The sequence below is a fragment of the Lelliottia sp. RWM.1 genome (assembly GCF_016859735.1).
GTDB lineage: Bacteria > Pseudomonadota > Gammaproteobacteria > Enterobacterales > Enterobacteriaceae > Enterobacter.
Genome location: NZ_WLVC01000036.1, coordinates 24617 through 49707, shown reverse-complemented (window position 1 = coordinate 49707; position 25091 = coordinate 24617). Strand labels below are relative to the sequence as shown.

Sequence of the window (25091 nt, the reverse complement as noted above, 5' to 3'; positions counted from 1 at the left end):
AGATGGTGCATCCGGGAGGATTCGAACCTCCGACCGCTCGGTTCGTAGCCGAGTACTCTATCCAGCTGAGCTACGGATGCATCAGGATTTACTACTGTACTGCTCGATACTCATATCACTTCGAACGCAATATGAAGTAATAGATGGTGCATCCGGGAGGATTCGAACCTCCGACCGCTCGGTTCGTAGCCGAGTACTCTATCCAGCTGAGCTACGGATGCATCAGGATTTACTACTGTACTGCTCGATACTCATATCACTTCGAAAGTAATATGAAGTAATAGATGGTGCATCCGGGAGGATTCGAACCTCCGACCGCTCGGTTCGTAGCCGAGTACTCTATCCAGCTGAGCTACGGATGCAAAATGGCGGTGAGGCGGGGATTCGAACCCCGGATGCAGCTTTTGACCGCATACTCCCTTAGCAGGGGAGCGCCTTCAGCCTCTCGGCCACCTCACCACACAACGCCTCTTTCGAGTGCTTCGAGTAACTCGTTAAGAGCTTCTCGTCGCTGCGTGGCGCATATATTACTTTCTGGGACTTATAAGTCAAACAATTTTCCACGCGCTTTTATCGTTTGCACAAATCGCAGGCAATTCGCATGTAAAACCCGCAAAGAGGGTGTTTTATAAACGGATTTTTCGGCCAGTTGTACAGACTTCTGCGGGTGTGACCGTAAATTTTATGCGAGATAAGAGAGCTGAGAAGGTTAAAAACAGAGTGAATGAAATCGAATGGTAACTTTAAGCAGGAAGAATAGCAGGAGGGTTGCGTCTCGCCCGACAGCGAGACGCGATAATATCAGTAACTGGACTGCTGGGATTTTTCAGCCTGGATACGCTGGTAGATCTCTTCACGGTGAACAGATACTTCTTTAGGGGCGTTTACGCCGATGCGTACCTGATTACCCTTCACCCCTAAAACTGTCACAGTGACCTCATCCCCAATCATGAGGGTCTCACCAACTCGACGAGTCAGAATCAGCATTCTTTGCTCCTTGAAAGATTAAAAGAGTCGGGTCTCTTGTATCCCGGCATTATCCATCATATAACGCCAAAAAGTAAGCGATGACAAACACGTAAAGTGTAAGCAGTCACGGCATCACATTCTGTTAAACGTAAGTTTAGCCGATATACACAAACTCAACCTGACTTTATCATTATCGATAGCGCAGTGTACAAGACGCCATAACGTTGCCGCTATGGCGTCTGCTTGTGCTTTGTAGTTATTACAGTTTCGCGCTTACCCAGCTTTCAACGCTGGCCAATGCTGCAGGAAGTGCCGCCGCATCCGTACCACCGGCTTGCGCCATGTCCGGACGACCGCCACCTTTACCCCCCACTTGCTGAGCAACCATGCCGATCAGTTCCCCTGCTTTAACGCGGTCGGTCACATCCTTAGAGACGCCCGCAATCAGAGAAACCTTACCTTCAGCCACAGTGGCCAGAACGATGACCGTTGAACCTAACTGGTTCTTCAGGTCGTCAACCATAGTGCGAAGCATCTTAGGCTCAACCCCGGCCAGATCGCTAACCAGCAGTTTAACACCTTTGATATCTACCGCTTTGCTGGAGAGATTTGCGCTCTCCTGCGCTGCAGCCTGTTCTTTCAGCTGTTGCAGTTCTTTTTCCAACTGACGGGTACGATCGAGCGCAACGCGCACTTTCTCACCCAGGTTATGACTATCGCCTTTCAACAACTGTGCAATATCGTGCAATTGGTCGCTCTGCGTATGCAGGCTGGCAATCGCGCCTTCGCCGGTTACCGCTTCGATACGACGTACACCCGCCGCAGTACCAGACTCGGAAACGATGCGGAACAGACCGATGTCACCAGTGCGGGAAGCATGAGTACCACCGCACAATTCGGTAGAGAAGTCGCCCATGCTCAGTACGCGAACACGTTCGTCATATTTCTCACCAAACAGTGCCATCGCACCTTTCTTCTTCGCCGCCTCAAGCTCCATGATATTGGTTTCGATTGGCAGGTTACGGCGGATCTGCGCGTTCACCAGATCTTCAACCGCACGGATTTCAGATGGTTTCATCGCCTCAAAATGAGAGAAGTCGAAACGCAGAATTTTATCGTTAACCAGAGAGCCTTTCTGTGCGACATGCGTACCCAGAACCTCACGCAGCGCAGCGTGCATCAGGTGCGTTGCCGAGTGGTTCAGACGGATACGTGCACGACGTGCTTCATCGACGTTTGCCTGAACACCTTCGCCCACTTTCAGTGAACCGGAAACCAGTTTGCCCTGGTGACCAATTGCCTGGCCGTATTTCTGAGTGTCGCTTACGCTGAAGCTGAAGCCGTTACCTTTCAGTTCGCCTTTATCGCCAACCTGGCCACCGGATTCCGCATAGAACGGAGTTTTATCAAGAACAACAACGGCTTCCTGACCCGCACTGATACTGTCGACCGCTTTACCGTCAACAAACAGGGCCGTCACTTTGCCATTCAGTTCCAGGCTCTCATAGCCTTTGAATTCGGAGGCACTATCAACACGGATCATCGCGTTGTAATCAGCACCAAAACCGCTGGATTCACGCGCACGACGGCGCTGCTCTTCCATTGCAGCTTCAAAGCCTGCTTCGTCTACTTTAATGTCACGCTCACGGCAAACGTCTGCCGTCAAGTCAACCGGGAAGCCGTAGGTGTCGTACAGGCGGAAAGCAGTTTCGCCATCCAGCGTGTCACCCTTCAGTTTCGACAGTTCTTCATCGAGCAGAGCCAGACCGCGCTCCAGAGTACGCGCAAACTGTTCTTCTTCAGTTTTCAGAACGTGTTCAACCTGCGTCTGCTGGCGTTTCAGTTCATCGCCCGCAGCACCCATTACGCCGATCAATGGGCCAACAAGCTTATAGAAGAAGGTGTCTTTCGCCCCCAGCATGTTGCCGTGACGGATTGCACGACGAATGATACGACGCAGAACATATCCACGGTTTTCATTCGACGGGATCACGCCGTCAGCAATCAGGAATGCGCAAGAGCGAATATGGTCTGCGATAACGCGCAGAGATTTACTGCTGAGATCGGTCGCTCCCGTCACTTCCGCTACTGATTTAATCAGTGTGCTGAACAGGTCGATGTCATAGTTGGAATTAACGTGCTGCAGAACGGCAGCAATACGTTCCAGCCCCATACCGGTATCAACCGATGGCTTCGGCAGAGGTTCCATCGTGCCGTCAACCTGACGGTTGAACTGCATAAAGACGATGTTCCAGATCTCAATGTAGCGATCGCCGTCTTCTTCAGGTGTACCTGGAGGGCCACCCCAGATATGGTCGCCGTGATCATAGAAGATCTCAGTACATGGACCACAAGGACCGGTATCACCCATCTGCCAGAAGTTATCAGACGCATAAGGCGCGCCTTTGTTATCGCCGATGCGAATAATGCGCTCGCGCGGGATACCGACTTCTTTTTCCCAGATTTCGTAGGCTTCATCGTCAGTTTCATAGACGGTAACCCACAGACGCTCTTTCGGCAGATTGAACCAGTTTTCACCGGTCAGCAGTTCCCACGCATATTGAATAGCATCGTGTTTGAAGTAGTCGCCGAAGCTGAAGTTACCCAGCATTTCGAAGAAAGTATGGTGACGTGCAGTGTAACCGACGTTTTCCAGGTCATTGTGTTTACCGCCCGCACGCACGCAACGCTGTGAGGTGGTGGCGCGGGAATAATTACGCTTGTCGAGACCAAGGAAAACATCCTTGAACTGGTTCATCCCGGCGTTGGTAAACAGTAAAGTCGGGTCGTTGTTCGGTACCAGGGAGCTGCTGGCAACAACCTGGTGTCCCTTACTATGGAAAAAATCGAGAAACGCCTGACGGATCTCAGCGGTGCTCTTGCTCATAATTATCCTGAAATCAAGCTAACGAAATGTCGTAGCCAAGCCTGCTCCTGACATCAGTTGGACAGACCAGCTACTGGAAAAAGTGGGAATAAGATAAGTTTTCTTGGGAGGGAAGTAAAATCCCGCATGCGTTCAATCTGCAAAATTACGCCATATATCCTGAATATCTTCCATCAGGTAGCCGCGATAGAGCAAAAAGCGCTGGATTTTAACTTTTTCTGAAAATTCTCGTGGTAGCGGCTCACCATACTTGCGGGCGGCCTGCGCATACGCCAGTTCACACCAGTCGATATCACATTCACGCATCGCTTTTTCGGTGGATTCGCGCGCGATACCCTTCTGATTCAGCTCCTGACGGATACGCGCCGGGCCGTACCCTTTTCGGCTGCGACTGGCAATGAAACGAGAGACAAAACGGTCATCATCCAGATAATGGTATTCGTAGCACCAGGCAATGACGCGATCATAATCTTCTGCAGTGGCATCAATCTCTTCCGGACCATTTTTACTCATGATGGGCGCAGAGAGTTTACGCCGTAGTTCCTGTTCGCTGTGGTCACGAACCGCCAAAATGCGTACAGCGCGATCCAACAAGCGAGCATAGGCAGGACGACGCGATGTGGGTTCACTCATACAAAACCTGCTGTATTACAAATGCAAAAAGGGCCGCATCCGCAGCCCTTCATTTTTAAACGAGAGAATTAAAAATCTTCGTTGGTTTCTTCAACATCAGCGCCATCAACCGCGAAATCGGGTTTGGAATCCTGGTTGTTCAGCAGAAGTTCACGCACTTTCTTTTCAATCTCTTTCGCAGCAGCCGGGTTATCTTTAAGCCAGGAGATAGCATTTGCTTTACCCTGACCAATCTTATCACCGTTGTAGCTATACCATGCGCCAGCTTTCTCGATCAGCTTCTCTTTAACACCCAGATCAACCAGCTCGCCGAAGAAGTTGATACCTTCACCGTAGAGGATCTGGAATTCAGCCTGTTTGAACGGGGCCGCAATTTTATTCTTCACAACCTTCACGCGAGTTTCGCTACCGACAACGTTCTCACCCTCTTTCACCGCACCGATACGGCGGATATCCAGACGGACAGAAGCGTAGAATTTCAGCGCGTTACCACCGGTAGTCGTTTCCGGGTTACCGAACATCACACCAATCTTCATACGGATCTGGTTGATGAAAATCAGCAGCGTGTTGGACTGTTTCAGGTTACCGGCCAGCTTACGCATCGCCTGGCTCATCATTCGTGCCGCAAGGCCCATATGAGAGTCACCGATTTCGCCTTCGATTTCCGCTTTTGGTGTCAGTGCGGCAACGGAGTCAACCACGATGACATCAACAGCACCGGAGCGCGCCAGTGCGTCACAAATTTCCAGTGCTTGCTCACCGGTGTCTGGCTGAGAGCACAGCAGATTGTCGATATCGACACCCAATTTACGAGCATAAACAGGATCAAGTGCGTGTTCAGCATCGATAAAGGCACAGGTTTTGCCTTCACGCTGTGCAGCAGCGATAACCTGTAGCGTCAGCGTGGTTTTACCTGAGGATTCCGGTCCGTAGATTTCTACGATACGGCCCATTGGCAAACCACCTGCGCCCAGTGCGATATCCAGTGAAAGCGAACCGGTGGAGATTGTCTCTACGTCCATGGAACGGTCTTCACCCAGGCGCATGATGGAGCCTTTACCGAATTGCTTTTCGATCTGGCCCAGTGCTGCCGCCAACGCTTTCTGTTTGTTCTCGTCGATAGCCATTATTACTCCTGTCATGCAGTAAATACGCAAGCGTATTTACTGGGGGTGAATTCTGTTCTGTTGATGCGATTATACTGTATGGTCATACAGTATCAAGTGTTTTGTAGAAATTGTTGCCAGAGCGTTTTTAACGCATATTCTGTTGCCTGACGGCGCACGCTTTCGCGATCGCCGCTAAAGCACTCACGGCGAGTGATCCCTTCGCCTTGCGACGTAGCGAAGCCAAACCAGACTGTGCCTACAGGCTTCACATCACTGCCGCCATCTGGTCCAGCAATGCCGCTGATAGAAATCGCATAATCGGCACACGCTTCTTTCAGTGCCCCAATCGCCATTTCAATAACCACCGGTTCACTGACCGCGCCGTGCTGCTCAAGCGTAGATTCACGCACGCCAATCATCTGCGCTTTAGCCTCGTTACTGTAGGTGACAAAGCCACGCTCAAACCAGGCGGAACTGCCCGCAATATCCGTAATCACTTTCGCTACCCAACCGCCCGTGCAGGACTCGGCGGTGGTTAATGTCGCACCTCGCTGCTTCAGCGCCAGCCCTACCACTTCGCTAAGCTGCATCAATTCATGGTCAGTCATTATCGCTCCAGGCCTTAGAAAAACGTGCAGCACAAGATAGCACTTTCTCATCAGATATGGGGATGGTGTTCAGGTTTTACGAGGAGGCTTCAGAAAAAAGCCGATGCAGACGCATCGGCTGGAGAAGCAGTTACTTCATACTATTTGCAAGCGTATCAACATTGTGGCGGAACGCGTTGACGTAGGTATCCGCCACTCCGCCTTTTGCAGACAAGGCCTCAGGGTAAAGTTCTCCCCCCGGTTGTGCGCCTGTGGCACTGGCGATCTGTTTTACAAGACGCGGATCGAGCTGGTTTTCCATAAACCAGGTTTTCACGCCATCCACTTTAATCTGATTGATGATCTCAGCCACCTGGGCCGCACTCGCTTCGCTCTCAGACGAAAGTCCCTGAGGAGCCATAAAAGTCACGCCGTAGGCACGGCTGAAGTACCCGAAGGCGTCATGGCTGGTCAGCACTTTACGTTTCTCTTGCGGGATCTGGCTGAAACGCGTTTTTGCCCAGCTATCCAGCTGCGTAAGCTGTGCGATATACGGTTTACCAGAAGCCTCAAGCGCCGTTTTATTTTCCGGATCAGCGTTTACCAGACCCTCCAGAATATTTTGCGCGTACAAAGCCCCATTTGCAGCACTGTTCCATGCATGCGGATCGGTCACGGTTTTACCATCCTCTTCCAGGGTGTGCGTTTTTACCCCTGCTGAGGCCACTACAAGCTGGCCTTTAAAACCGGATGCTTTAACCAGCCTGTCGAGCCAGCCTTCCAGGCCCAGGCCGTTCACTACCACCACATCTGCTTTGCTCAGCGCCGCACTGTCTTTCGGCGATGGTTCAAAGGTATGCGGGTCGCCGTCCGGGCCCACCAGTGTCGTCACCTTCACCTGCGAGCCCCCCACTTCTTGCGTGATATCACCCAGAATTGAAAAGCTAGTCACCACATTCAGCGTTTTTGCCAGCACACTTTGCGACATCAATCCCAGTGCGAGCGCAATTACAACCCCTGTACGTTTCATCGTTTCCCCTTGCGTTAAAAAAGCGCACGCAGACTGCCAGCCAGCCTGCTGCGCGTGCCAAATAAAACAGAGATAAAGAACAGCACGCTGGCGGTCAGCACGATGGCGGGTCCGGCAGGTAAACTCACCGCCCAGGAGAGGCTTAACCCCAGCCACGCACAAAACACACCGCTAATACCCGCCATCAGAAGTAATCCTGGTAATGTACGGACCCAACACCGCGCAGCCACTGCCGGAAGCATCATCAGGCCAACCGCCATCAACGTTCCCAGCACCTGAAATCCCGCCACCAGGTTAAGCACCAGCAGAGCAAGAAACAGGCCATGCAATACTCCCGGCAGCCATCGGGCGTTGACTTGCAGCCATGCGGTATCGAAAGCTTCTGTGACCAGTCCACGATAAAAAATCGCCAGGGTGATCAACGTGAGGATGCAAACACCGGCTACAAACAGTGCGGCATTGTTATCCACTGCGAGAATTGAGCCAAAGAGCAGATGCAGCAGGTCGACATTCGACCCGCGCAGAGACACCAGCGTGACGCCTAGTGCCAGCGAGCCCAGGTAGAACCCTGCAAAACTGGCATCTTCTTTCAGTGGTGTCCGACGGCTCACCAGACCAGCCACCAGCGCAACCGTAATTCCGGCAATAAAACCGCCAATACTCATCGCCAGCAATGACATCCCATTGAGCAGATATCCCACCGCCACTCCGGGCAGAATCGCGTGTGAAAGGGCATCGCCCATCAGGCTCATACGTCGTAGCAGAAGAAATACGCCCAGTGCAGTGGTGCTCACAGAGAGCGCCAGGCATACCACCAGCGCACGACGCATAAAGCCGTATTCAATAAACGGCTGAAAAAAGAGATGCCAGATCATGCCACCCTCACTCGCCCGGTTTTCCAGTGCGGAGTGCCTGAATCCAGCCGTAATGTTTGTGGGAAATGGCGCGACACGCGCTCGCTGTCGTGCAGAACCGCCAGCAATGTTTGACCCTGCTGGTACATCTCCAGCATCAGTTCCATCAACACGTTGCAGGTGGCTTCATCAACGCCGGTGAATGGCTCATCCAGCATAACCAGCGGCGCTTCCTGTACCAGCACCCGGGCAAACAGCATCCGCTGGAACTGACCGCCAGACAGTTCATCAATGGTCGATAACGCCATCGACTCCAGCCCCACCCGTTCCAACGCCCGAATTATGTTAAGGCGCGTTTTACGGCGAAACCCGCCCAGCAGCGAAACCGACGGCCAGCACCCCATACTCACCACATCCTGAACGGTGAGAGGAAATTGTGCTTCCAGTGCGTGACGTTGCGCCAGCCAGCCAATAACCGGGCGTTTCCCCTGCCAGTGAAAACTACCGTTAACCGGAGGAATAAACCCGGCGAGGGTTTTCAATAGCGTGGATTTACCGCATCCATTAGCACCGACAATCGCTGTCATACTTCCACGCTCAATCACGCCCGTCAGCGGCTGGGTAACAGGTTGACGTTCATACCCGGCGACCAGGTGATTCATTACGATCATGGCAATGCCACCGCCCAGCGCACGGCCAGCCCGATGAACAAAACAAGTACCAGCGCGAACAGGAATCGCGACCACGCGGAAAGGGAAAAAAGGGATGTTGACATCACAGCACCATGAAATAATGTTATAACATAACAATAATCAAATGCGATTAAGATGTAAATGCAGGCAGTGATACGGGAGTGTGGCGAAATGTTTCTGTGTCGTTCCCCTCTCCCAAAGGGAGAGGGGAAAATAACGTATTACTGGCTAAACGGAGACGCCGCAGGGACACGCGCCTGGGAAACCGCCAGGCCCAGTTGCCACACTGCCATAGCGTAATGCGTGCTGTGGTTATAACGGGTAATGGTGTAGAAGTTCGGCAGACCATACCAGTACTGATAGCCCGTACCAACATCAAGACGCAGCAAACTCACCTGCTGAGCATTACCGAGTGGTTGCGTTGGCGTCAAACCCGCAGCTGCAAGCTGTGAAATGCTGTAACTGGTTTTGAAGCCATTCTCCAGCCCAGGCGCCTGGCCATTTGCCTGGACCGCAACCTGGCCGCCTGCGGTCCAGCCGTGCGCTTTGAAGTAGTTCGCCACGCTGCCGATGGCATCTACCGGATCCCACAGGTTGATATGTCCGTCACCATTAAAGTCGACAGCATATTGCTTATAGGACGATGGCATAAACTGACCATAACCCATTGCTCCGGCAAATGAGCCTTTCAGATCCAGCGGATCATCCTGCTCGTTGCGCGCCATCAGCAGGAAGGTTTCCAGCTCAGAGGAGAAATACTCGGCGCGGCGCGGATAGTTAAAGGAGAGTGTCGCCAGCGCATCCAGAATACGGGTTTTCCCCATCACCCGGCCCCAGCGCGTCTCCACACCGATGATACCGACGATAATTTCCGGCGGCACACCGTACACCTGCCACGCACGGTTAAGCGCATCTTCATACTGATTCCAGAACACCACGCCATTTTGCACGTTGTCCGGGGTAATAAATTGTTTGCGATAACGCAACCACGCACCATTTGGCCCGGTAGGGGCTTGCGCAGTTGGCGCTTGTCTGTCCATCAGGCGCAGCACGTAATCCAGACGTTTCGCCTGAGAAAGAATTTCGTGCAGCTGTTGTTTGTCAAAACCGTGTTTGCTCACCATTTTATCGATGAACTGCTCGGCCGCCGGATTATTCGCGAAGTCACCGCCCATCTGCATTGTGTTGTGCTGAGGCTCCAGCAAAAATCCCCCGGAGGGTGCGCCAGCAGTCGGCTGAACAGCTTCAGTCTTAGGTTTGCTACTACAGGCGGAAAGCAGAATAAGCGCAGGTAACAGCGCTGCATAACGACGCTTGAACATGGGACATCCATTTAACGAGTTCGATAAGAGCCCAGTATGGTAAAACATCCCAGACACCTCAAGGAAGCGGTACTGACCCCCTCCCCCAAATCTTTACGCTCCCCAACGCAAATTTGCGCACTTATTAACCAAAACCCATTCACACCATCAATTAACTTTCAAAATAATCCCTTTTTCTTTCATTGTTAGATCCAATTAACACTTTAAAACCTTTCAAAATGATTATTATTAGTCGCGGTTATACAAAAACAAAAAGCCCCACAGGAGAGAACAATGATAGAAACCATCACCCACAGTGCCGAGTGGTTCATCGGGCTGTTTCAGAAAGGTGGAGAGGTGTTTACCGGCATGGTGACCGGGATCCTGCCCCTGCTGATCAGTCTGCTGGTCATCATGAACGCGCTAATTAACTTTATCGGTCAGCAACGTATTGAGCGCTTCGCTCAGCGCTGCGCCGGTAACCCTCTGTCCCGCTACCTGGTCCTGCCCTGCATCGGTACGTTTGTATTCTGCAATCCGATGACCTTAAGCCTCGGCCGTTTTATGCCAGAAAAGTACAAACCGAGTTATTACGCCGCCGCCTCTTATAGCTGCCATTCGATGAACGGCCTGTTCCCGCACATCAACCCTGGCGAGCTGTTTGTTTACCTCGGTATCGCCAGTGGTTTAACCACGCTTGGCCTGCCGCTCGGCCCACTGGCGGTGAGTTATCTGCTGGTCGGTCTGGTCACCAACTTCTTCCGCGGCTGGGTAACCGATCTCACCACCACCATTTTCGAGAAAAAAATGGGCATTCAGCTTGAACAAAACGTTCACCTTTCAGGAGCGACAGCATGAGCCGTATTCGTATCGAAAAAGGAACCGGCGGCTGGGGCGGCCCACTGGAGCTAGACGCCTCCGCAGATAAAAAAATTGTCTACATTACCGCAGGCACACGCCCGGCGATTGTCGACAAGTTGCGTGAAGTAACCGGCTGGGAAGCGGTAGATGGCTTTAAAGAGGGTGAGCCACCAGAAGCGGAAATTGGCGTGGCCGTAATCGATTGTGGCGGCACGCTGCGCTGCGGGATCTATCCAAAGCGTCGTATCCCGACCGTAAATATCCACGCCACGGGTAAATCCGGACCACTGGCGCAATACATCGTTGAAGACATTTATGTTTCTGGTGTGAAAGAAGAAAACATTTATCTGGTGGATGGACAGCCCGCACCGCAAAAGTCCGAAGCCAAACCCGCACCGCGAGATTACGACACCAGTAAAAAAATAACTGAACAGAGCGATGGTCTGCTGGCGAAAGTTGGGATGGGAATGGGCTCTGCCGTTGCGGTGCTGTTTCAGTCCGGGCGCGACACCATCGACACCGTCCTGAAGACCATTTTGCCGTTTATGGCGTTCGTCTCGGCACTTATCGGCATCATCATGGCTTCCGGCCTGGGCGACTGGATTGCCCACGGCCTCGCCCCACTCGCCAGCCATCCACTCGGGCTGGTGACGCTGGCGTTGATCTGCTCCTTCCCGTTGCTGTCACCTTTCCTCGGCCCAGGCGCGGTGATAGCACAGGTCATCGGGGTACTGATTGGTGTGCAAATTGGGCTAGGTAATATCCCTCCTCACCTTGCCCTGCCCGCGCTGTTTGCCATCAACGCACAGGCCGCGTGTGATTTTATCCCGGTAGGGCTCTCCCTTGCCGAAGCCCGCCAGGACACCGTACGCGTCGGCGTACCTTCAGTACTGGTGAGCCGCTTCCTGACAGGTGCGCCAACCGTGCTGATTGCCTGGTTTGTCTCCGGATTTATTTATCAATAAGAGGTTCCTGCGATGACCGTGATTTACCAAACCACTATTACCCGCGTCGGCCAAAGTGCAGCCGATGCACTCAGCGACCAGATGCTGATTACTTTTCGCGAAGGTGCACCGGCAGATATTGAAGAGTTCTGTTTTATTCACTGCCACGGTGAGCTGAAAGGCGAACTGAAGGCCGGCAGCCAGCTTGAACTGGGTGAAACGCACTATGCGGTGACCGCCGTCGGTGACGTGGCCGAACAAAACCTACGGGAGTTAGGCCATATCACCCTGCGTTTTGACGGCCAGTTGCAGGCGGAATATCCCGGCACAGTGCATGTGGCGGGTCCGGTCCCGCAGGCTGTCACCCCAGGCTGCACATTAAAGTTTGTTGCGTAATTTAAGGAGAAAGATATGAGTCAGGTTGCCGTTGTCATTGGTGGAGGACAGACCTTAGGGGAGTTCCTCTGCCGTGGGCTTGCCGCAGAAGGTTATCGCGTGGCGGTTGTTGATATTCAAAGTGAAAAAGCGGCCCGCGTCGCGAACGTCATTAACCAGGAATTTGGTGAAGGGATGGCGTACGGATTTGGGGCCGATGCCACCAGCGAACAAAGCGTGATGGCGCTCGCCCGTGGCGTAGACGAGATATTTGGCCGCACTGACCTGCTGGTCTACAGCGCTGGTATCGCTAAAGCAGCGTTCATCAGCGACTTTGAACTGGGGGATTTTGACCGTTCACTGCAGGTCAACCTGGTGGGGTATTTCCTCTGCGCCCGCGAGTTTTCACGCCTGATGATCCGTGACGGCGTTCAGGGACGCATCATTCAGATCAACTCGAAATCGGGCAAAGTGGGCAGTAAACATAATTCCGGTTACAGCGCCGCCAAATTTGGCGGCGTAGGGCTGACACAGTCGCTGGCGCTGGATCTCGCGGAATACGGCATTACCGTACACTCTCTGATGCTCGGTAACCTGTTGAAATCGCCGATGTTCCAGTCTCTGTTACCGCAGTACGCCACGAAACTCGGTATCAACGCTGACGAAGTAGAACAGTATTACATCGATAAAGTCCCGCTGAAACGCGGTTGTGATTATCAGGATGTGCTCAACATGCTGCTGTTTTACGCCAGCCCGAAGGCCTCTTACTGCACCGGCCAGTCGATTAACGTGACCGGCGGACAAGTGATGTTCTGATCGGACGGTCTGATGCCCTCACTCTCCCCCTCTCCCTTTGGGAGGGGGAACAAAACAAGGAGCCGAATATGGTCACCGCATTAATCACCGTTGCCGCCATCGCCTGGATTTGTCAGTTGGCGTTTGGTGGCTGGCAAATTCACCAGTTTAACCGCGCCTTTGACGCGCTCTGCCAGAAAGGGCGTGTGGGCGTTGGACGTTCCGGCGGACGCTTCAAGCCGCGTGTGGTCATCGCGATTGCGCTGGATGAGCACAACCGCGTTTGCGATTCGCTCATGATGCGCGGCCTAACCGTTTTCGCCCGCCCGGTGAAAATAGAGGCAATAAATGGCACTTCGTTGCAGGAATTACAGCCTGATGTGATCTTTCCCCATGATTCACTCTGTCAGAATGCACTATCATTAGCGCTTAATCTGAAACATGGATAATTTCGTTGTGAACGCTATAAGCTTGCGAAATTATCATTTTGCAACTTAAGGGATACAGCGCCTATGAAACCACGTCAGCGGCAGGCGGCCATTCTGGAGCATCTGCAAAAGCAGGGAAAATGCTCGGTAGAAGAACTGGCCCACTACTTTGACACCACCGGCACGACAATACGCAAAGACCTGGTATTGCTCGAAAACTCTGGCGCAGTCATTCGCACCTACGGCGGCGTCGTGCTCAACAAAGACGAAACCGATCCCCCCATCGATCACAAAACGCTGATCAATACGAACCAGAAAGCGCTGATTGCCGAAGCCGCCGTGAAATTTATCCACGATGGCGATTCCATCATTCTGGATGCAGGCAGTACGGTTTTGCAGATGATCCCCATGCTCAGCCGGTTTAACAACATCACGGTAATGACCAACAGCCTGCATATTGTGAACGCCCTGTCTGAATTCGACAGCGAACAAACCATCCTGATGCCCGGCGGAACCTTCCGTAAAAAATCCGCGTCGTTTCATGGCCAACTGGCCGAAAACGCCTTCGATCACTTCAGCTTTGATAAACTGTTTATGGGAACCGATGGTATCGACCTGAACGCAGGCGTCACGACCTTTAATGAAGTGTTCAGCGTCAGTAAGGCAATGTGCAATGCCGCACGGGAAGTGATCCTGATGGCGGATTCCTCAAAGTTTGGTCGTAAAAGCCCCAATATCGTCTGTAGTCTTGAAAGCGTCGATAAGCTGATCACTGACGCGGGCATCGATCCGGCGTTCAAAAAAGCGCTGGAAGAGAAAGGAATCGACGTGATCGTAACCGGAGAGAGAGATGAGTGATTTTCTGTTAAACGCAGGCCGCCAGACCTTAATGCTGGAACTGCAGGAAGCAAGCCGTCTGCCTGAACGTCTGGGCGAAGAATTCGTCCGTGCGGCAAACACCATTATCCAGTGTGAAGGGAAAGTGATTGTGGCCGGTATTGGTAAATCCGGTCATATCGGCAAGAAGATTGCCGCAACGCTTGCCAGCACCGGAACCCCGGCCTTCTTTGTCCACCCGGCAGAAGCCCTGCATGGCGATCTGGGGATGATTGAAAGCCGCGACGTCATGCTGTTTATCTCCTACTCCGGTTCAGCAAAAGAGCTGGATTTAATCATCCCGCGTCTGCAGGAAAAATCGGTCGCCCTGCTGGCGATGACCGGCAAATCTCGTTCCCCGCTGGCGCTGGCGGCAAAAGCCACGCTTGATATTTCCGTTGAACGCGAAGCCTGCCCGATGCATCTCGCCCCAACGTCCAGTACCGTCAATACCCTGATGATGGGCGATGCTCTGGCAATGGCTGTCATGCAGGCCCGTGGTTTCAACGAAGAAGATTTCGCACGCTCCCATCCGGCGGGTGCGCTTGGCGCCCGTCTGCTGAATAAAGTGCACCACCTGATGCGCACCGACGAGGCCATCCCTCAGGTAAAACGCGACACCAGCGTGATGGACGCGATGCTCGAATTGAGCCGTACCGGACTGGGTCTGGTCGCGGTATGCGATGAAAACGGATATGTCAAAGGCGTCTTTACTGACGGTGACCTGCGTCGCTGGCTGGTTGGCGGCGGCACACTGGAAACACAGGTCTCTGAGGCAATGACCCAGGGCGGCCTGACACTGAACGCCGAAAGCCGCGCGATTGAGGCCAAAGAAGTACTGATGAAACGCAAAATCACCGCCGCTCCGGTGGTGGATGAAAGCGGCAAATTGTGTGGCGCGATCAACCTGCAGGATTTCTACCTGGCCGGTATTATTTAGCCTTTCAGCCCCAGACGTTTCGCCAGCCGGTGCAGGTTGGCGACGTCCATCTCCAGTGCCCGCGCACAGGCAGCCCAACTGCGGCCATTCTGCTCAAGCGCGCGGGTGATCCTCTGACGCTGGAATGCTTCCGTTGCCTCACGCAGATTCTCATTCGCGATCTCCGGCATATCCGGCATGATCGTCGGCGTGATGTCGCCGTGAAGCGCAAAATGGTGCGCGTGGATCACCACGTCATCGCCCGATCGCGTAGCCCGGGCCAGCACCACGGCACGGTGAATCGCATGCTCCAGCTCGCGCACGTTGCCTGGCCAGCCGTAACACAAAAGATGGCTGCGTGCTCCAGGGCTTAACACCACACGGGATAATCCCATCCGCAGCCGACATTGCTCGCAGAAATACCCCGCCAGCAACACCACATCTTCACCCCGCTCACGTAAAGGCGGCACTGAAAGCGGAAACACACTCAACCGGTGGTATAAATCAGCGCGGAAATTCCCGGCCAGCACCTCTTCACGCAGGTCGCGGTTGGTCGCCGCCAGCACACGCACATCCACCCGCAAACTGCGATCGTCACCGACACGCTGAATATCGCCATACTGCAACACGCGCAACAGCTTGGCCTGCAATGACAGCGACAGCTCGCCAATCTCATCGAGGAACAGTGTTCCGTTATCCGCCATCTCAAACTTGCCGCTGCGGTTACTGATAGCCCCGGTAAACGCCCCTTTCACATGACCAAACAGCTCACTTTCTGCCACGCTTTCGGGAAGCGCCGCACAGTTAAGGTAAACCAGCGGATTCACGGCACGTGGTGATGACTCGTGAATAGACTTCGCCACCAGCTCTTTACCCGTCCCGGTCTCACCCAGAATCAGCACATTAAGATCGGACGCTGCCACGATCTCAATCTCTTTTTTAAGCTGAACCATACCCGGAGACAGACCAATCATGTCGGTGTGTGCCACCTGTTCAAATGCCGCCGGGCTGCCCGGCAGAATATTCTGGCTTTCGAGTTGTTCTATCAGCAACGCGTTGTTGAGCGCCCCCGAGGCCAGAGCCGCAATGAGCCGTAACTCTTCATCGCTAAAGGTATCGAACTGATCCGGAGACAAGCCATCCAGAGTTAATGCGCCAATCAGGTTTTGCCCTGCAAAGAGCGGCAGGCCAATACAGGCGTGCACTTTCAGACTCTCTTGCCCAGGGATCAGCCCATCGTAGGGATCGGGCAAATCACTGTCCGCCGGAAAACGCACAACGTCCCCCGCGCGTGCAATGGTTTCTAAGCGGGGATGGCCTTCCAGGGTAAAACGTCGCCCCAGCACATCCTGCGCCAGCCCGTCGATTGCCAGTGGAATAAATTGCCCCCCTTCATAGCGCAGCAGCGCGGAGGCATCACACGCCAGCACATGACGCAAAGTCGAGATCAATCGCTGAAAACGATCCTGATGACCAATACCGGTTTGCAGTTCAATGGCGATCTTCGCCAGCACCTCTACAGAAAAACTCATGTCTGCCTCGCAGTCATTTTGACAACACACAGTGTCACATTGACAATAATCAGGGTAGTCATATTGACTACCCACTACGAACAATGGAAATTAAAAACCATAAATATCATATAGATAAAAGTTGGCACGCAAGTTGATATAGGTAAATCATCTTAGTTGAAAACGCCGTATTAATTTGAGGTTGCTATGTCTATTCTGGTTAAAAATAACATTCATTGGGTTGGTCAACGTGACTGGGAAGTGCGTGATTTCCACGGGACGGAATATAAAACCCTGCGCGGCAGCAGCTACAACAGCTATCTCATTCGCGAAGGTAAAAATGTTCTGATCGATACCGTCGATCACAAATTCAGCCGTGAGTTCGTGCAAAACCTGCGCAGTGAAATCGATCTGAAGGCTATCGACTACATCATCATCAACCACGCGGAAGAAGACCACGCCGGCGCATTGACCGAGCTAATGTCTTACATTCCGGACACCCCGATTTACTGCACCACCAATGCCATCGACTCCATCAACGGCCATCACCACCATCCGGAGTGGAATTTCCATACCGTGAAAACCGGTGACGCCCTGGACATCGGTAACGGCAAACAGTTGATCTTCGTTGAAACCCCGATGTTGCACTGGCCCGACAGCATGATGACCTACATGACCGGTGATGCGGTACTGTTCAGTAACGACGCCTTCGGCCAGCACTACTGTGACGAACGCCTGTTCAACGATGAAGTGGATCAGACCGAACTCTTCGAACAGTGCCAGCGCTACTACGCCAATATCCTGACCCCGTTCAGCCGTCTGGTCACACCCAAAATCACCGAAATCCTCGGCTTCAACCTGCCTGTCGATATGATTGCGACCTCTCACGGCGTGGTATGGCGTGAAAACCCAACCCAGATTGTTGAGTTGTACCTGAAATGGGCGGCAGATTATCAGGAAGATCGCATCACCCTTTTCTACGACACCATGTCCAACAACACCCGCATGATGGCCGATGCTATCGCCCAGGGCATTAACGAAGTTGACCCTAACGTGGCCGTGAAAATTTTCAATGTGGCGCGCAGCGATAAAAACGACATCCTGACCAACGTCTTCCGCTCTAAAGGCGTGCTGGTGGGTACATCCACCATGAACAACGTGATGATGCCGAAAATCGCCGGTCTGGTCGAAGAGATGACAGGCCTGCGTTTTCGTAATAAACGTGCCAGTGCCTTTGGATCTCACGGCTGGAGCGGCGGCGCGGTAGACCGCCTCTCCACACGCTTACAGGATGCCGGTTTTGAGATGTCGATGAGCCTGAAAGCCAAATGGCGTCCGGACATTGATGCCCTGGAAATCTGCCGTCAGCATGGCCGCGACATCGCACGTCAGTGGGCGCTCGCTCCCCTGCCTGAATCCACGGTGAAACCTGCGCAACAACAAGCCAGCGCCAGTGTCACCACTGCCGATCTCGGCCCATGCATGCAGTGCAGCGTCTGCCAGTGGATTTACGATCCTGAACTGGGCGAGCCGTTGCAGGACGTTGCACCTGGAACACCGTGGTGCGACGTACCGGACAACTTCCTGTGCCCGGAATGTTCACTCGGTAAGGACGTCTTTGACGAGCTGGCGACGGAGGCAAAATGAGCAACGGAATCGTCATCATCGGCTCGGGTTTTGCCGCCCGCCAACTGGTGAAAAATATTCGCAAACAAGATACGAATATTCCGCTGACGCTGATCGCCGCTGACAGCATGGACGAGTATAACAAGCCCGATTTAAGCCATGTCATCAGCCAGAATCAGCGTGCAGAAGAACTGACCCGCCAGACGGCGGGGGAGTTTGCGGAACTGTTTAACCTGCGGCTGTTCCCCTATACCTGGGTAACGGATATTGATTCCGCCGCACATGTGGTGAAAGCCAAAGACAAGAGCTGGCAGTACGACAAGCTGGTACTGGCGACCGGGGCATCGGCGTTTGTCCCGCCAGTGGAAGGTCGCAAGCTGATGATCACTCTCAACAGCCAGCAAGAGTATCAGGCCAGTGAAACCCGACTTCGTGATGCTCAGCGCGTGATGATTGTTGGCGGAGGTCTGATTGGGACTGAGCTGGCGATGGATTTTTGCCGGGCGGGTAAATCCGTCACGCTGGTGGATCACGCATCGAGCATTCTGTCAGCCCTGATGCCAGCAGAAGTGAGCAGTCGCTTACAGCATCGTCTGACCGATATGGGTGTGCATCTGCTGCTGAAATCCAGGCTGGAAAGCCTGGCAAAAACAGACTGCGGCATTCGGGCGACCTTCGACCGCCATCGCGGTATTGACGTGGACGTCGTTATCGCGGCGACGGGCCTGCGCCCGGAAACCGCTCTGGCGCATCGCGCCGGAGCTGAAACACACCGTGGTGTGAACGTCGACAGCTATCTGCAAACCTCGCAGCCGGATATTTACGCGCTTGGCGACTGCGCAGAAATTAATGGTCAGGTGCTGCCCTTCCTGCAGCCGATCCAGTTAAGCGCATTGTATCTGGCAAAAAATCTGCTTGGGGCCAGCACGCCACTCAAATTACCGGCCATGCTGGTGAAGGTGAAAACACCGGAGTTGCCGCTGCATCTCGCGGGCGAAACACAGCGGCAGGATTTGAGCTGGCAGATTGCCATTGAGCCGCAGGGAATGGTGGCTCGCGGCGTCGACAGCGACGGTCAGATGCGCGCCTTTGTCGTTAGCGAAGATCGGATGAAGGAGGCTTTCGCTCTGTTGAAATCCCTGCCCGCTTAACTGCCATTTTTTTACCACGCTGACTTAACCTTAGGATTTTATTATCCGCCGCCCCGATGTCCCGGGGCTTTTTTTTTCGCATTCTATTCATTAAATAAATACAAATCAGGTAAATCATCGCTATCAATCCCTTGTCTATTATTTTTATCAATATATAAATACGGAACACCCGAAAAACAGCGGCCTGTTTTATCCGTTTATTCCGGATTACCTTAATGAGGTATTAACACCAACCGGAGAAATGCCATGGCAAACTTTGCGGAAGACCTCAACGCCCTTGCGGTCTATTTCAAGAAAGTGGCGCATGAAGAGAAAATCTTATTTCGCTGGCTATACCTGAGCCCGGAGGCACGAATCGAGCGTTTACGAGAATTAATGATCCCGGTAAGTCATATTAAGCGCTAACAACCGGATAATAACATTAAATGTCGATTATTTAGCGCTTCATTATCAGCCGGGAAAATGAAGCGCGAGGAAAAATATCATTCACTTTCCCTATTCCTGCATTCTCTTTTTAAGACGAAAAACCTGTTCAGAATGAACTCACCCGACAAAACCGGAACACTTCCGACAACTTAACCTTATTTCTTCCGCAAAAAGATTTACACTCCCAACCTCTCCCTGGCGGCGGATAACACCATGCGACAACTGCAAAAAATTCGACAATATCAACGCCTTTCGCAGCACTACGGTGCAGAGCCCACGCTGACAACAATTGCCGAAGTGGCTGAAGTCGCCCTGTGCAGTGAGCGCCACGCACGCACCCTGCTGCGCCAGCTTGCGCAGAGTGGATGGTTACTCTGGGACGCGCAACCAGGGCGTGGTCACCGGGCAACTCTGCACGGCAAGGCAAGCACCAGTGAACTCAGTGCGCCGCTCATGCATGCCTGTCTGGAAAAAGGGGATTACCAAAGTGCCCTACAACTGGCCGATGGCGACCCGGCCAGCCTGCATCACATCATCACGCCGTTTCTCGGCGGGAAATGGCTCAAGCACCAGCCGACATTGCGTATCCCCTGGTATCGTCCGCTCACCTCGCTTCACCCGGCATTGCAGCGCCGTCGCGCCGAGCAACATATTATCTGTGCCGTTCACGCGGGGCTGACGCGTTATGCGCCTGGTCAGACACAGCCTGCGCCTGATATGGCGCATCACTGAGATATCAGCGACGACACATTGTGCTGGCGGTTTTATCTGCGCAGCGGCGCGCACTGGCATAACGGGCAGGCGATCAGCGATAGCGACATTCTCAGCGCGCTGCAACAGGCACTGGCCGATCCAACGCGAAATACCGGGCTGCGGCATATCAGCCAGGTGACGCTCAGCGCCCCCTGGTGTCTGCAAATCACCCTCAACGCCCCGGATGCATTTCTGGCACATCGTCTTGCGCATCACGCTTGCCGCCTCCCTCACCCACAACTGCCGGATATCGGGGCGGGTCCCTTTGCCATCGCCCACCATCGTTCACACTATTTGCGTCTGGAGCGGCAACCCTGGTACTTTGCCGCGCACCCGCTCCTGCATGCCATTGAATTCTGGCGAACTCGCTCCGGGACGCCCACCCCCGCCTGGATAACCGTGGGAAAAGGCCAAAACGCCCAGCAGGCAGCCTCTTCCACCAGTGGCGGTTTCACCTGGCTCATGATGAACGCCAGGCTGTCCCAGCCGCTCGCGACCTGGCTGCGCCAGGAAATTCTGGACATCAACCAGCAACGTTTCTCTGCGCGGGATGATTTACTGCCCCGCACTGAAATACTTCCGGGACTGGAGACACCCCGGTTCCGGATAGCGCCTGATGCGCCGTTGCCTGAAACATTGACGCTGGTCTTTTATCACACACCCGAGCTTTATGAACTCGCCAAGACGCTCCGCGCTCGCCTGAAAAAACGGCGGTGTGAACTGATGATCTGTGCAAAAGACCGCGATGCATGGCACGCTCAGGACGCACTCGTCGATGCCGATCTCCTGCTCGGTGATTACCTGTCTGGAGAATTACCCGGCTTTGCGCTGGCTGAATGGTTTACGGACGAGCCGGCATGGGCCACGGCGTTGAGTGAGACAGTATGGCAGGATGAGAAGCAGAAACTGATGGGGTACTGCGTGAGCGAAGCGAGTCTGAGCCGTCATCTCGTCCCCTTCTTTCGCCGTTTGCTGGAAAGCGGCGCATGTACGCCGCTCTTTCACTACCGTTATCGCATCAACACCATGGAAAACGTGCAGGACATTGTGCTGACAGCCGGTGGCTGGCTTGATTTCACCCGCGCCTGGCTGCCGCCTGTTCAGGAATGAACCACCAGCGCGTCATAACCACGCCAGCGGTAGTTGATCATCGAGATCAGCCAGCAGGCGATAAATAGCCCAACGACCACAAACCCGGCATTACCGAGATTGTCATTCACCGCGCCAATGGCATCCCAGATACCGCCGCTAAGCGCGAACTTGTCCATCAGCAGACCAAGCGCTTCCAGTCCACCGATAAACAGCGCAACCACAACGGATGTGCCAGTGATCGTCATGTTGTAGTAGAGCTTACGCTGCGGTTTGTTGAATGCCCAGCCATAGGCCCCGACCATCAGTAAATTATCGATGGTGTCGATCAGCGCCATTCCGCTGGCAAACAATGCCGGGAAGATCATGATTGACCAGACTGACATTCCGCTCGACGCACTGGCTGCAGAGATCCCTAATACGCCAATTTCAGTGGCGGTATCAAAACCGAGACCAAACAGAAAACCGACCAGGTACATCTGCCAGCTTTTATTGACGAGGCGGAAGGTCGTACCAAACAGCCAGTTCATCACCCCGCCCTGGGCCGTAAACTGCACGTCACTGGTTGCCGTCTGGCCCTTTTTCAGCGCCTGAAAACTCCGCCATACGCCGTGTAAAATCACCATATTGACCAGTGCCATCGCCAGTAAAAACATGGCCGAAACAGCAGTACCGATCAGACTGCCCGTCTCATGAAACCAGGCCATGTTCTTCTGAAATGCGGTGGCCGTTGCCGCTATTGCAATTGAAGCCAGCACCACGATGGTGGAGTGCCCAAGAGAGAACCACGCCCCCACGCCGGACGGGCGTTTGCCCTGCTGCATCATCTTACGGGTGACAGTATCAATCGCCGCGATATGGTCGGCGTCCACCGCATGACGCAATCCGTAGCACCAGGCCAGCAGGCTTGCGGCCATCAGCGCCGTGCTACCGCTGAAGGTCTGCCATGCAAAGCCCCAGGCCAACAGATTGGCCATCACCAGAGCCAGCAGCAAAAGTGCTGCACGAGGTTCATTGCGTAAGAGTCGTAACATTTGAGATCCTTTGTGAACATGACCGGGCCGCGGCGACAACCGCCTGCCCGAAGGAGATCGCCCCATCACCTGCAGGCAGGCGATAAGGGAAAAGAAGATTAAATTCATGCAGATGATGTTGCAGTCGCGCGCGTAACAGCCGGTTGTGTAATACCCCTCCGCTACAGCACACCGTCCGGATGGTGAAACGTCGGGCATGGTGTGTAACCAGCTCTGCCAGCCCCTTTGCCAGCGCATCATGAAACGCCCATGCGCGCTCGCACGGCTCTGCCTGCCAGTCCAGCCATTGCTGCCAGAAGGTGTGGAGCACAAGGTTGCCATTTTCTACCGCTAGCGTGACCGGGTGTTCAGTGCCCGAACCGTGGGCAGCGAGTGCCTCCAGTTTACAGGCGGCTTCGCCTTCATAGCGCTGTGCCTCTGGCGTGATCCCCAGCGCGCAGGCAACCGCGTCGAACAAGCGCCCACAGGATGAAGCCAGTGGCGCGTTGATCCCGCGCCCGATCGCTGTCGCCAGTAACGGCCAGTTTTGCGCCAATACGGCATGGGCTTCTGCTCGCTGCTGCCAGTCCGGCACAAATGCCAGGCAGTGAGCGAGCAGGTTACGCCACGGTTGCGAAGCAGCCAGATCGCCGCCTGGTAGCGCCACAGCGGGTAAACCGCCAAGATGCTCACATTCGAGATAATTCACCCGCAGGCATTCACCGCCCCACAGTTCGCCATTATCCCCCATGCCAATGCCATCCAGCGTCAGGGCAATCACATCCTCACCTTCCAGTGGCCAGCCGTTCTCCGCCAGGCATGCCGCTGCATGGGCATGGTGATGCAACACGGCCTCGACAGGCAACATCTGGTCTTGCGCCCATTGACGGGCGCGGTATCCAGGGTGAGCATCGCACACCACGCGTTCTGGTGTGAAGGCATACATCTGCTGGATCACCGACAGCGCAGTACGCCACTGTCTTTCGACACCGTCATCACTGAGATCGCCAAAATGCTGGCTCAACACCGCCTGGCCATCACGCACCAGGCAGAAGGTATTTTTCATCTCCGCTCCCAGACACAACATGGCCGGGATTGCGGTGAAGCCTGAAGGCAACGGAATTGCATCCGGTACAAAACCACGTGCGCGGCGCAGCATCGCGCCATCCTGATCGAGTACAGAATCATCCATGCGTTGCAGGATGTCGCGGTTGTGCAGCAGCACGCCATCGGCAATATTCCCCAACATCGCCAGCGCGTGTGTGTTGCTGGTTGCCGGCGGCTTACCGCTGAGATTGCCAGATGTCATCACCAGTGGGCGCTGAAGATCCATCATCAACAGATGCTGAAGCGGGTTTGCAGGCAACATGATGCCAATGGTCTCCAGACCCGGTGCGATGTCGTGTGGCAAATCGGGAAGCCATACTTTGGGGGTGAGCACAATGGGAGCTGCGGGAGAGTGCAGGCGCGCACTAAGCGTGTCAGGCAGACCATCCGCCTGCGGGATCATCACCGCCAGCGGCTTCGTCGGGCGGTGTTTTCGTGCCCGTAACCGCGCCACCGCCTGTCCATTTTGCGCATCACATGCCAGATGAAAACCGCCCATGCCTTTGATGGCCACAATCCCGCCATTTTTTAGCATTTCAACCGCGGCATTCAGAGCCGCGTCGCGCGTCGCGTGTACGCCTTCGGCTCGCCATTCAAGCTCAGGCCCGCAATCCGGGCAGGCTACAGGCTGGGCGTGAAAGCGTCGATCGGCAGGATTACGGTACTCCGCATCACATGGCTTACAGAGCGGGAACCGCGCCATGACGGTCGCGGGACGGTCATAAGGCATCGCACGAATGATGGTAAAGCGGGGTCCGCAATGCGTGCAGTTGATAAACGGGTAACGGTAGCGGCGTTCATGGGGATCGCGCATCTCCGCCAGACACGCGGGGCAGGTGGCGGCATCCGGCACAATCTGTGTGTCCATCACCCCACCCGCACTCTGCCGGATGGTGAAACCGGCAGGTTCAGCCAGCCAGGCGTAAGGCTGCGTTTCAACCTCGTCGATACGGGCTAACGGTGGGCACTGCTGGCGCAACCTCGCGGTAAAATCCCCCCCATTACCGAGGAGACGCACCAGCACACCCTCACCGTCATTACACACGTCGCCAGTTAACTGCATCTGATGCGCCAGTTGCCAGACGAAAGGACGAAACCCCACGCCCTGTACTTTGCCGCGTACCCGCAGTTGTACGCCGTTACCGTTCATCGTCA

24 protein-coding genes and 4 tRNA genes are annotated in these 25091 nt (G+C 54.1%); 12 read left to right on the top strand and 16 right to left on the bottom strand.

The genetic code is table 11. The features are described from left to right. Nucleotides 1-3 precede the first annotated feature (3 nt). The 13 genes from GF617_RS20495 to mltB form a co-directional block, all read right to left on the bottom strand. A tRNA-Arg gene (locus GF617_RS20495) sits at nt 4-80 on the bottom strand. A 64-nt stretch (nt 81-144) separates the two neighbouring features. Then, a tRNA-Arg gene (locus GF617_RS20490) sits at nt 145-221 on the bottom strand. 64 nt (nt 222-285) lie between these two features. Next, nucleotides 286-362, bottom strand: a tRNA-Arg gene (locus GF617_RS20485). Nucleotides 363-366: 4 nt separating this feature from the next. After that, nucleotides 367-459: transfer RNA gene (locus tag GF617_RS20480), tRNA-Ser, on the bottom strand. Between the two features lie 342 nt (nt 460-801). After that, nucleotides 802-987, bottom strand: a complete 186-nt coding sequence (gene csrA, locus GF617_RS20475; protein ID WP_000906486.1) for a carbon storage regulator CsrA — start codon at nt 985-987, stop codon at nt 802-804. Nucleotides 988-1228: 241 nt separating this feature from the next. Further along, nucleotides 1229-3856, bottom strand: coding sequence for an alanine--tRNA ligase (gene alaS / locus GF617_RS20470; RefSeq protein WP_203452354.1), 2628 nt, complete (start codon nt 3854-3856; stop codon nt 1229-1231). A 132-nt stretch (nt 3857-3988) separates the two neighbouring features. Continuing rightward, nucleotides 3989-4489 (bottom strand): recombination regulator RecX, encoded by a 501-nt coding sequence (gene recX, locus GF617_RS20465; protein WP_203452353.1) that lies wholly within the window; start codon nt 4487-4489, stop codon nt 3989-3991. A gap of 68 nt (nt 4490-4557) precedes the next feature. Then, nucleotides 4558-5616: a recombinase RecA gene (gene recA, locus GF617_RS20460; protein WP_181620503.1), complete on the bottom strand. Its 1059-nt coding sequence runs from the start codon at nt 5614-5616 to the stop codon at nt 4558-4560. 92 nt (nt 5617-5708) lie between these two features. Then, nucleotides 5709-6206, bottom strand: a complete 498-nt coding sequence (pncC, locus tag GF617_RS20455; protein ID WP_181620504.1) for a nicotinamide-nucleotide amidase — start codon at nt 6204-6206, stop codon at nt 5709-5711. Nucleotides 6207-6336: 130 nt separating this feature from the next. Continuing rightward, nucleotides 6337-7215 (bottom strand): metal ABC transporter substrate-binding protein, encoded by an 879-nt coding sequence (locus tag GF617_RS20450; RefSeq protein WP_203452352.1) that lies wholly within the window; start codon nt 7213-7215, stop codon nt 6337-6339. Nucleotides 7216-7229: 14 nt separating this feature from the next. Further along, entirely contained in the window at nt 7230-8090 is an 861-nt protein-coding gene (locus tag GF617_RS20445; RefSeq protein WP_181620506.1) for a metal ABC transporter permease, read from the bottom strand. Further along, nucleotides 8087-8740, bottom strand: coding sequence for a metal ABC transporter ATP-binding protein (locus tag GF617_RS20440; RefSeq protein WP_203452351.1), 654 nt, complete (start codon nt 8738-8740; stop codon nt 8087-8089). Before GF617_RS20440 ends, GF617_RS20445 begins: the two co-directional genes overlap by 4 nt. A 242-nt stretch (nt 8741-8982) precedes the next feature. Next, nucleotides 8983-10083 carry a lytic murein transglycosylase B gene (gene mltB, locus GF617_RS20435; RefSeq protein ID WP_203452350.1) on the bottom strand — a complete coding sequence of 367 codons (1101 nt, stop codon included), beginning with the start codon at nt 10081-10083 and terminating at the stop codon, nt 8983-8985. Between the two features lie 273 nt (nt 10084-10356). On the opposite strand from mltB, the gene srlA reads away from it, so the two are divergent. The 7 genes from srlA (at nt 10357) to gutQ (ending at nt 15281) form a co-directional block, all read left to right on the top strand. Next, nucleotides 10357-10920 carry a PTS glucitol/sorbitol transporter subunit IIC gene (srlA, locus tag GF617_RS20430; RefSeq protein ID WP_181620509.1) on the top strand — a complete coding sequence of 188 codons (564 nt, stop codon included), beginning with the start codon at nt 10357-10359 and terminating at the stop codon, nt 10918-10920. Beyond that, complete coding sequence (locus tag GF617_RS20425; protein WP_181620510.1) at nt 10917-11888, top strand: PTS glucitol/sorbitol transporter subunit IIB; 972 nt, start codon at nt 10917-10919, stop codon at nt 11886-11888. The genes srlA and GF617_RS20425 overlap by 4 nt, the downstream gene beginning before the upstream one ends. 12 nt (nt 11889-11900) lie before the next feature. Next, entirely contained in the window at nt 11901-12263 is a 363-nt protein-coding gene (gene srlB / locus GF617_RS20420) for a PTS glucitol/sorbitol transporter subunit IIA (protein WP_181620511.1), read from the top strand. A gap of 15 nt (nt 12264-12278) precedes the next feature. Then, nucleotides 12279-13058 (top strand): sorbitol-6-phosphate dehydrogenase, encoded by a 780-nt coding sequence (srlD, locus tag GF617_RS20415; RefSeq protein ID WP_181620512.1) that lies wholly within the window; start codon nt 12279-12281, stop codon nt 13056-13058. A gap of 68 nt (nt 13059-13126) precedes the next feature. Then, nucleotides 13127-13486, top strand: a complete 360-nt coding sequence (gene gutM, locus GF617_RS20410; protein WP_181620513.1) for a transcriptional regulator GutM — start codon at nt 13127-13129, stop codon at nt 13484-13486. Between the two features lie 63 nt (nt 13487-13549). Continuing rightward, the gene (locus tag GF617_RS20405) at nt 13550-14323 is read left to right on the top strand and encodes a DNA-binding transcriptional repressor (protein ID WP_181620514.1); all 774 of its coding nucleotides are present in this window, start codon (nt 13550-13552) and stop codon (nt 14321-14323) included. Next, on the top strand, nt 14316-15281 hold the full coding sequence (gutQ, locus tag GF617_RS20400; RefSeq protein WP_203452349.1) for an arabinose-5-phosphate isomerase GutQ: 966 nt from the start codon (nt 14316-14318) through the stop codon (nt 15279-15281). Before GF617_RS20405 ends, gutQ begins: the two co-directional genes overlap by 8 nt. Here the strand turns inward: gutQ and norR are convergent. Further along, a complete protein-coding gene (gene norR, locus GF617_RS20395) occupies nt 15278-16792 on the bottom strand; it encodes a nitric oxide reductase transcriptional regulator NorR (RefSeq protein WP_181620516.1) in 1515 nt (504 codons plus the stop codon). The genes gutQ and norR overlap by 4 nt on opposite strands. Nucleotides 16793-16978: 186 nt before the next feature. On the opposite strand from norR, the gene norV reads away from it, so the two are divergent. The 5 genes from norV (at nt 16979) to GF617_RS20370 (ending at nt 21837) form a co-directional block, all read left to right on the top strand. Further along, nucleotides 16979-18418 carry an anaerobic nitric oxide reductase flavorubredoxin gene (gene norV / locus GF617_RS20390; RefSeq protein WP_203452348.1) on the top strand — a complete coding sequence of 480 codons (1440 nt, stop codon included), beginning with the start codon at nt 16979-16981 and terminating at the stop codon, nt 18416-18418. Continuing rightward, nucleotides 18415-19548 (top strand): NADH:flavorubredoxin reductase NorW, encoded by a 1134-nt coding sequence (gene norW, locus GF617_RS20385; RefSeq protein WP_203452347.1) that lies wholly within the window; start codon nt 18415-18417, stop codon nt 19546-19548. The genes norV and norW overlap by 4 nt, the downstream gene beginning before the upstream one ends. 246 nt (nt 19549-19794) lie before the next feature. Continuing rightward, entirely contained in the window at nt 19795-19953 is a 159-nt protein-coding gene (locus GF617_RS20380; RefSeq protein ID WP_181620519.1) for a hypothetical protein, read from the top strand. A gap of 234 nt (nt 19954-20187) precedes the next feature. Further along, nucleotides 20188-20706: an SgrR family transcriptional regulator gene (locus GF617_RS20375; RefSeq protein ID WP_203452346.1), complete on the top strand. Its 519-nt coding sequence runs from the start codon at nt 20188-20190 to the stop codon at nt 20704-20706. Between the two features lie 3 nt (nt 20707-20709). After that, on the top strand, nt 20710-21837 hold the full coding sequence (locus tag GF617_RS20370; RefSeq protein WP_309228303.1) for an ABC transporter substrate-binding protein: 1128 nt from the start codon (nt 20710-20712) through the stop codon (nt 21835-21837). Here the strand turns inward: GF617_RS20370 and GF617_RS20365 are convergent. Together GF617_RS20365 and hypF are read right to left on the bottom strand one after the other, a co-directional pair. Beyond that, nucleotides 21828-22850 carry a HoxN/HupN/NixA family nickel/cobalt transporter gene (locus GF617_RS20365; protein ID WP_203452344.1) on the bottom strand — a complete coding sequence of 341 codons (1023 nt, stop codon included), beginning with the start codon at nt 22848-22850 and terminating at the stop codon, nt 21828-21830. The two genes, GF617_RS20370 and GF617_RS20365, sit on opposite strands and share 10 nt — an antisense overlap. Further along, the gene (gene hypF, locus GF617_RS20360) at nt 22828-25086 is read right to left on the bottom strand and encodes a carbamoyltransferase HypF (RefSeq protein WP_203452343.1); all 2259 of its coding nucleotides are present in this window, start codon (nt 25084-25086) and stop codon (nt 22828-22830) included. The genes GF617_RS20365 and hypF overlap by 23 nt, the downstream gene beginning before the upstream one ends. Between the last annotated feature and the right edge of the window lie 5 nt (nt 25087-25091).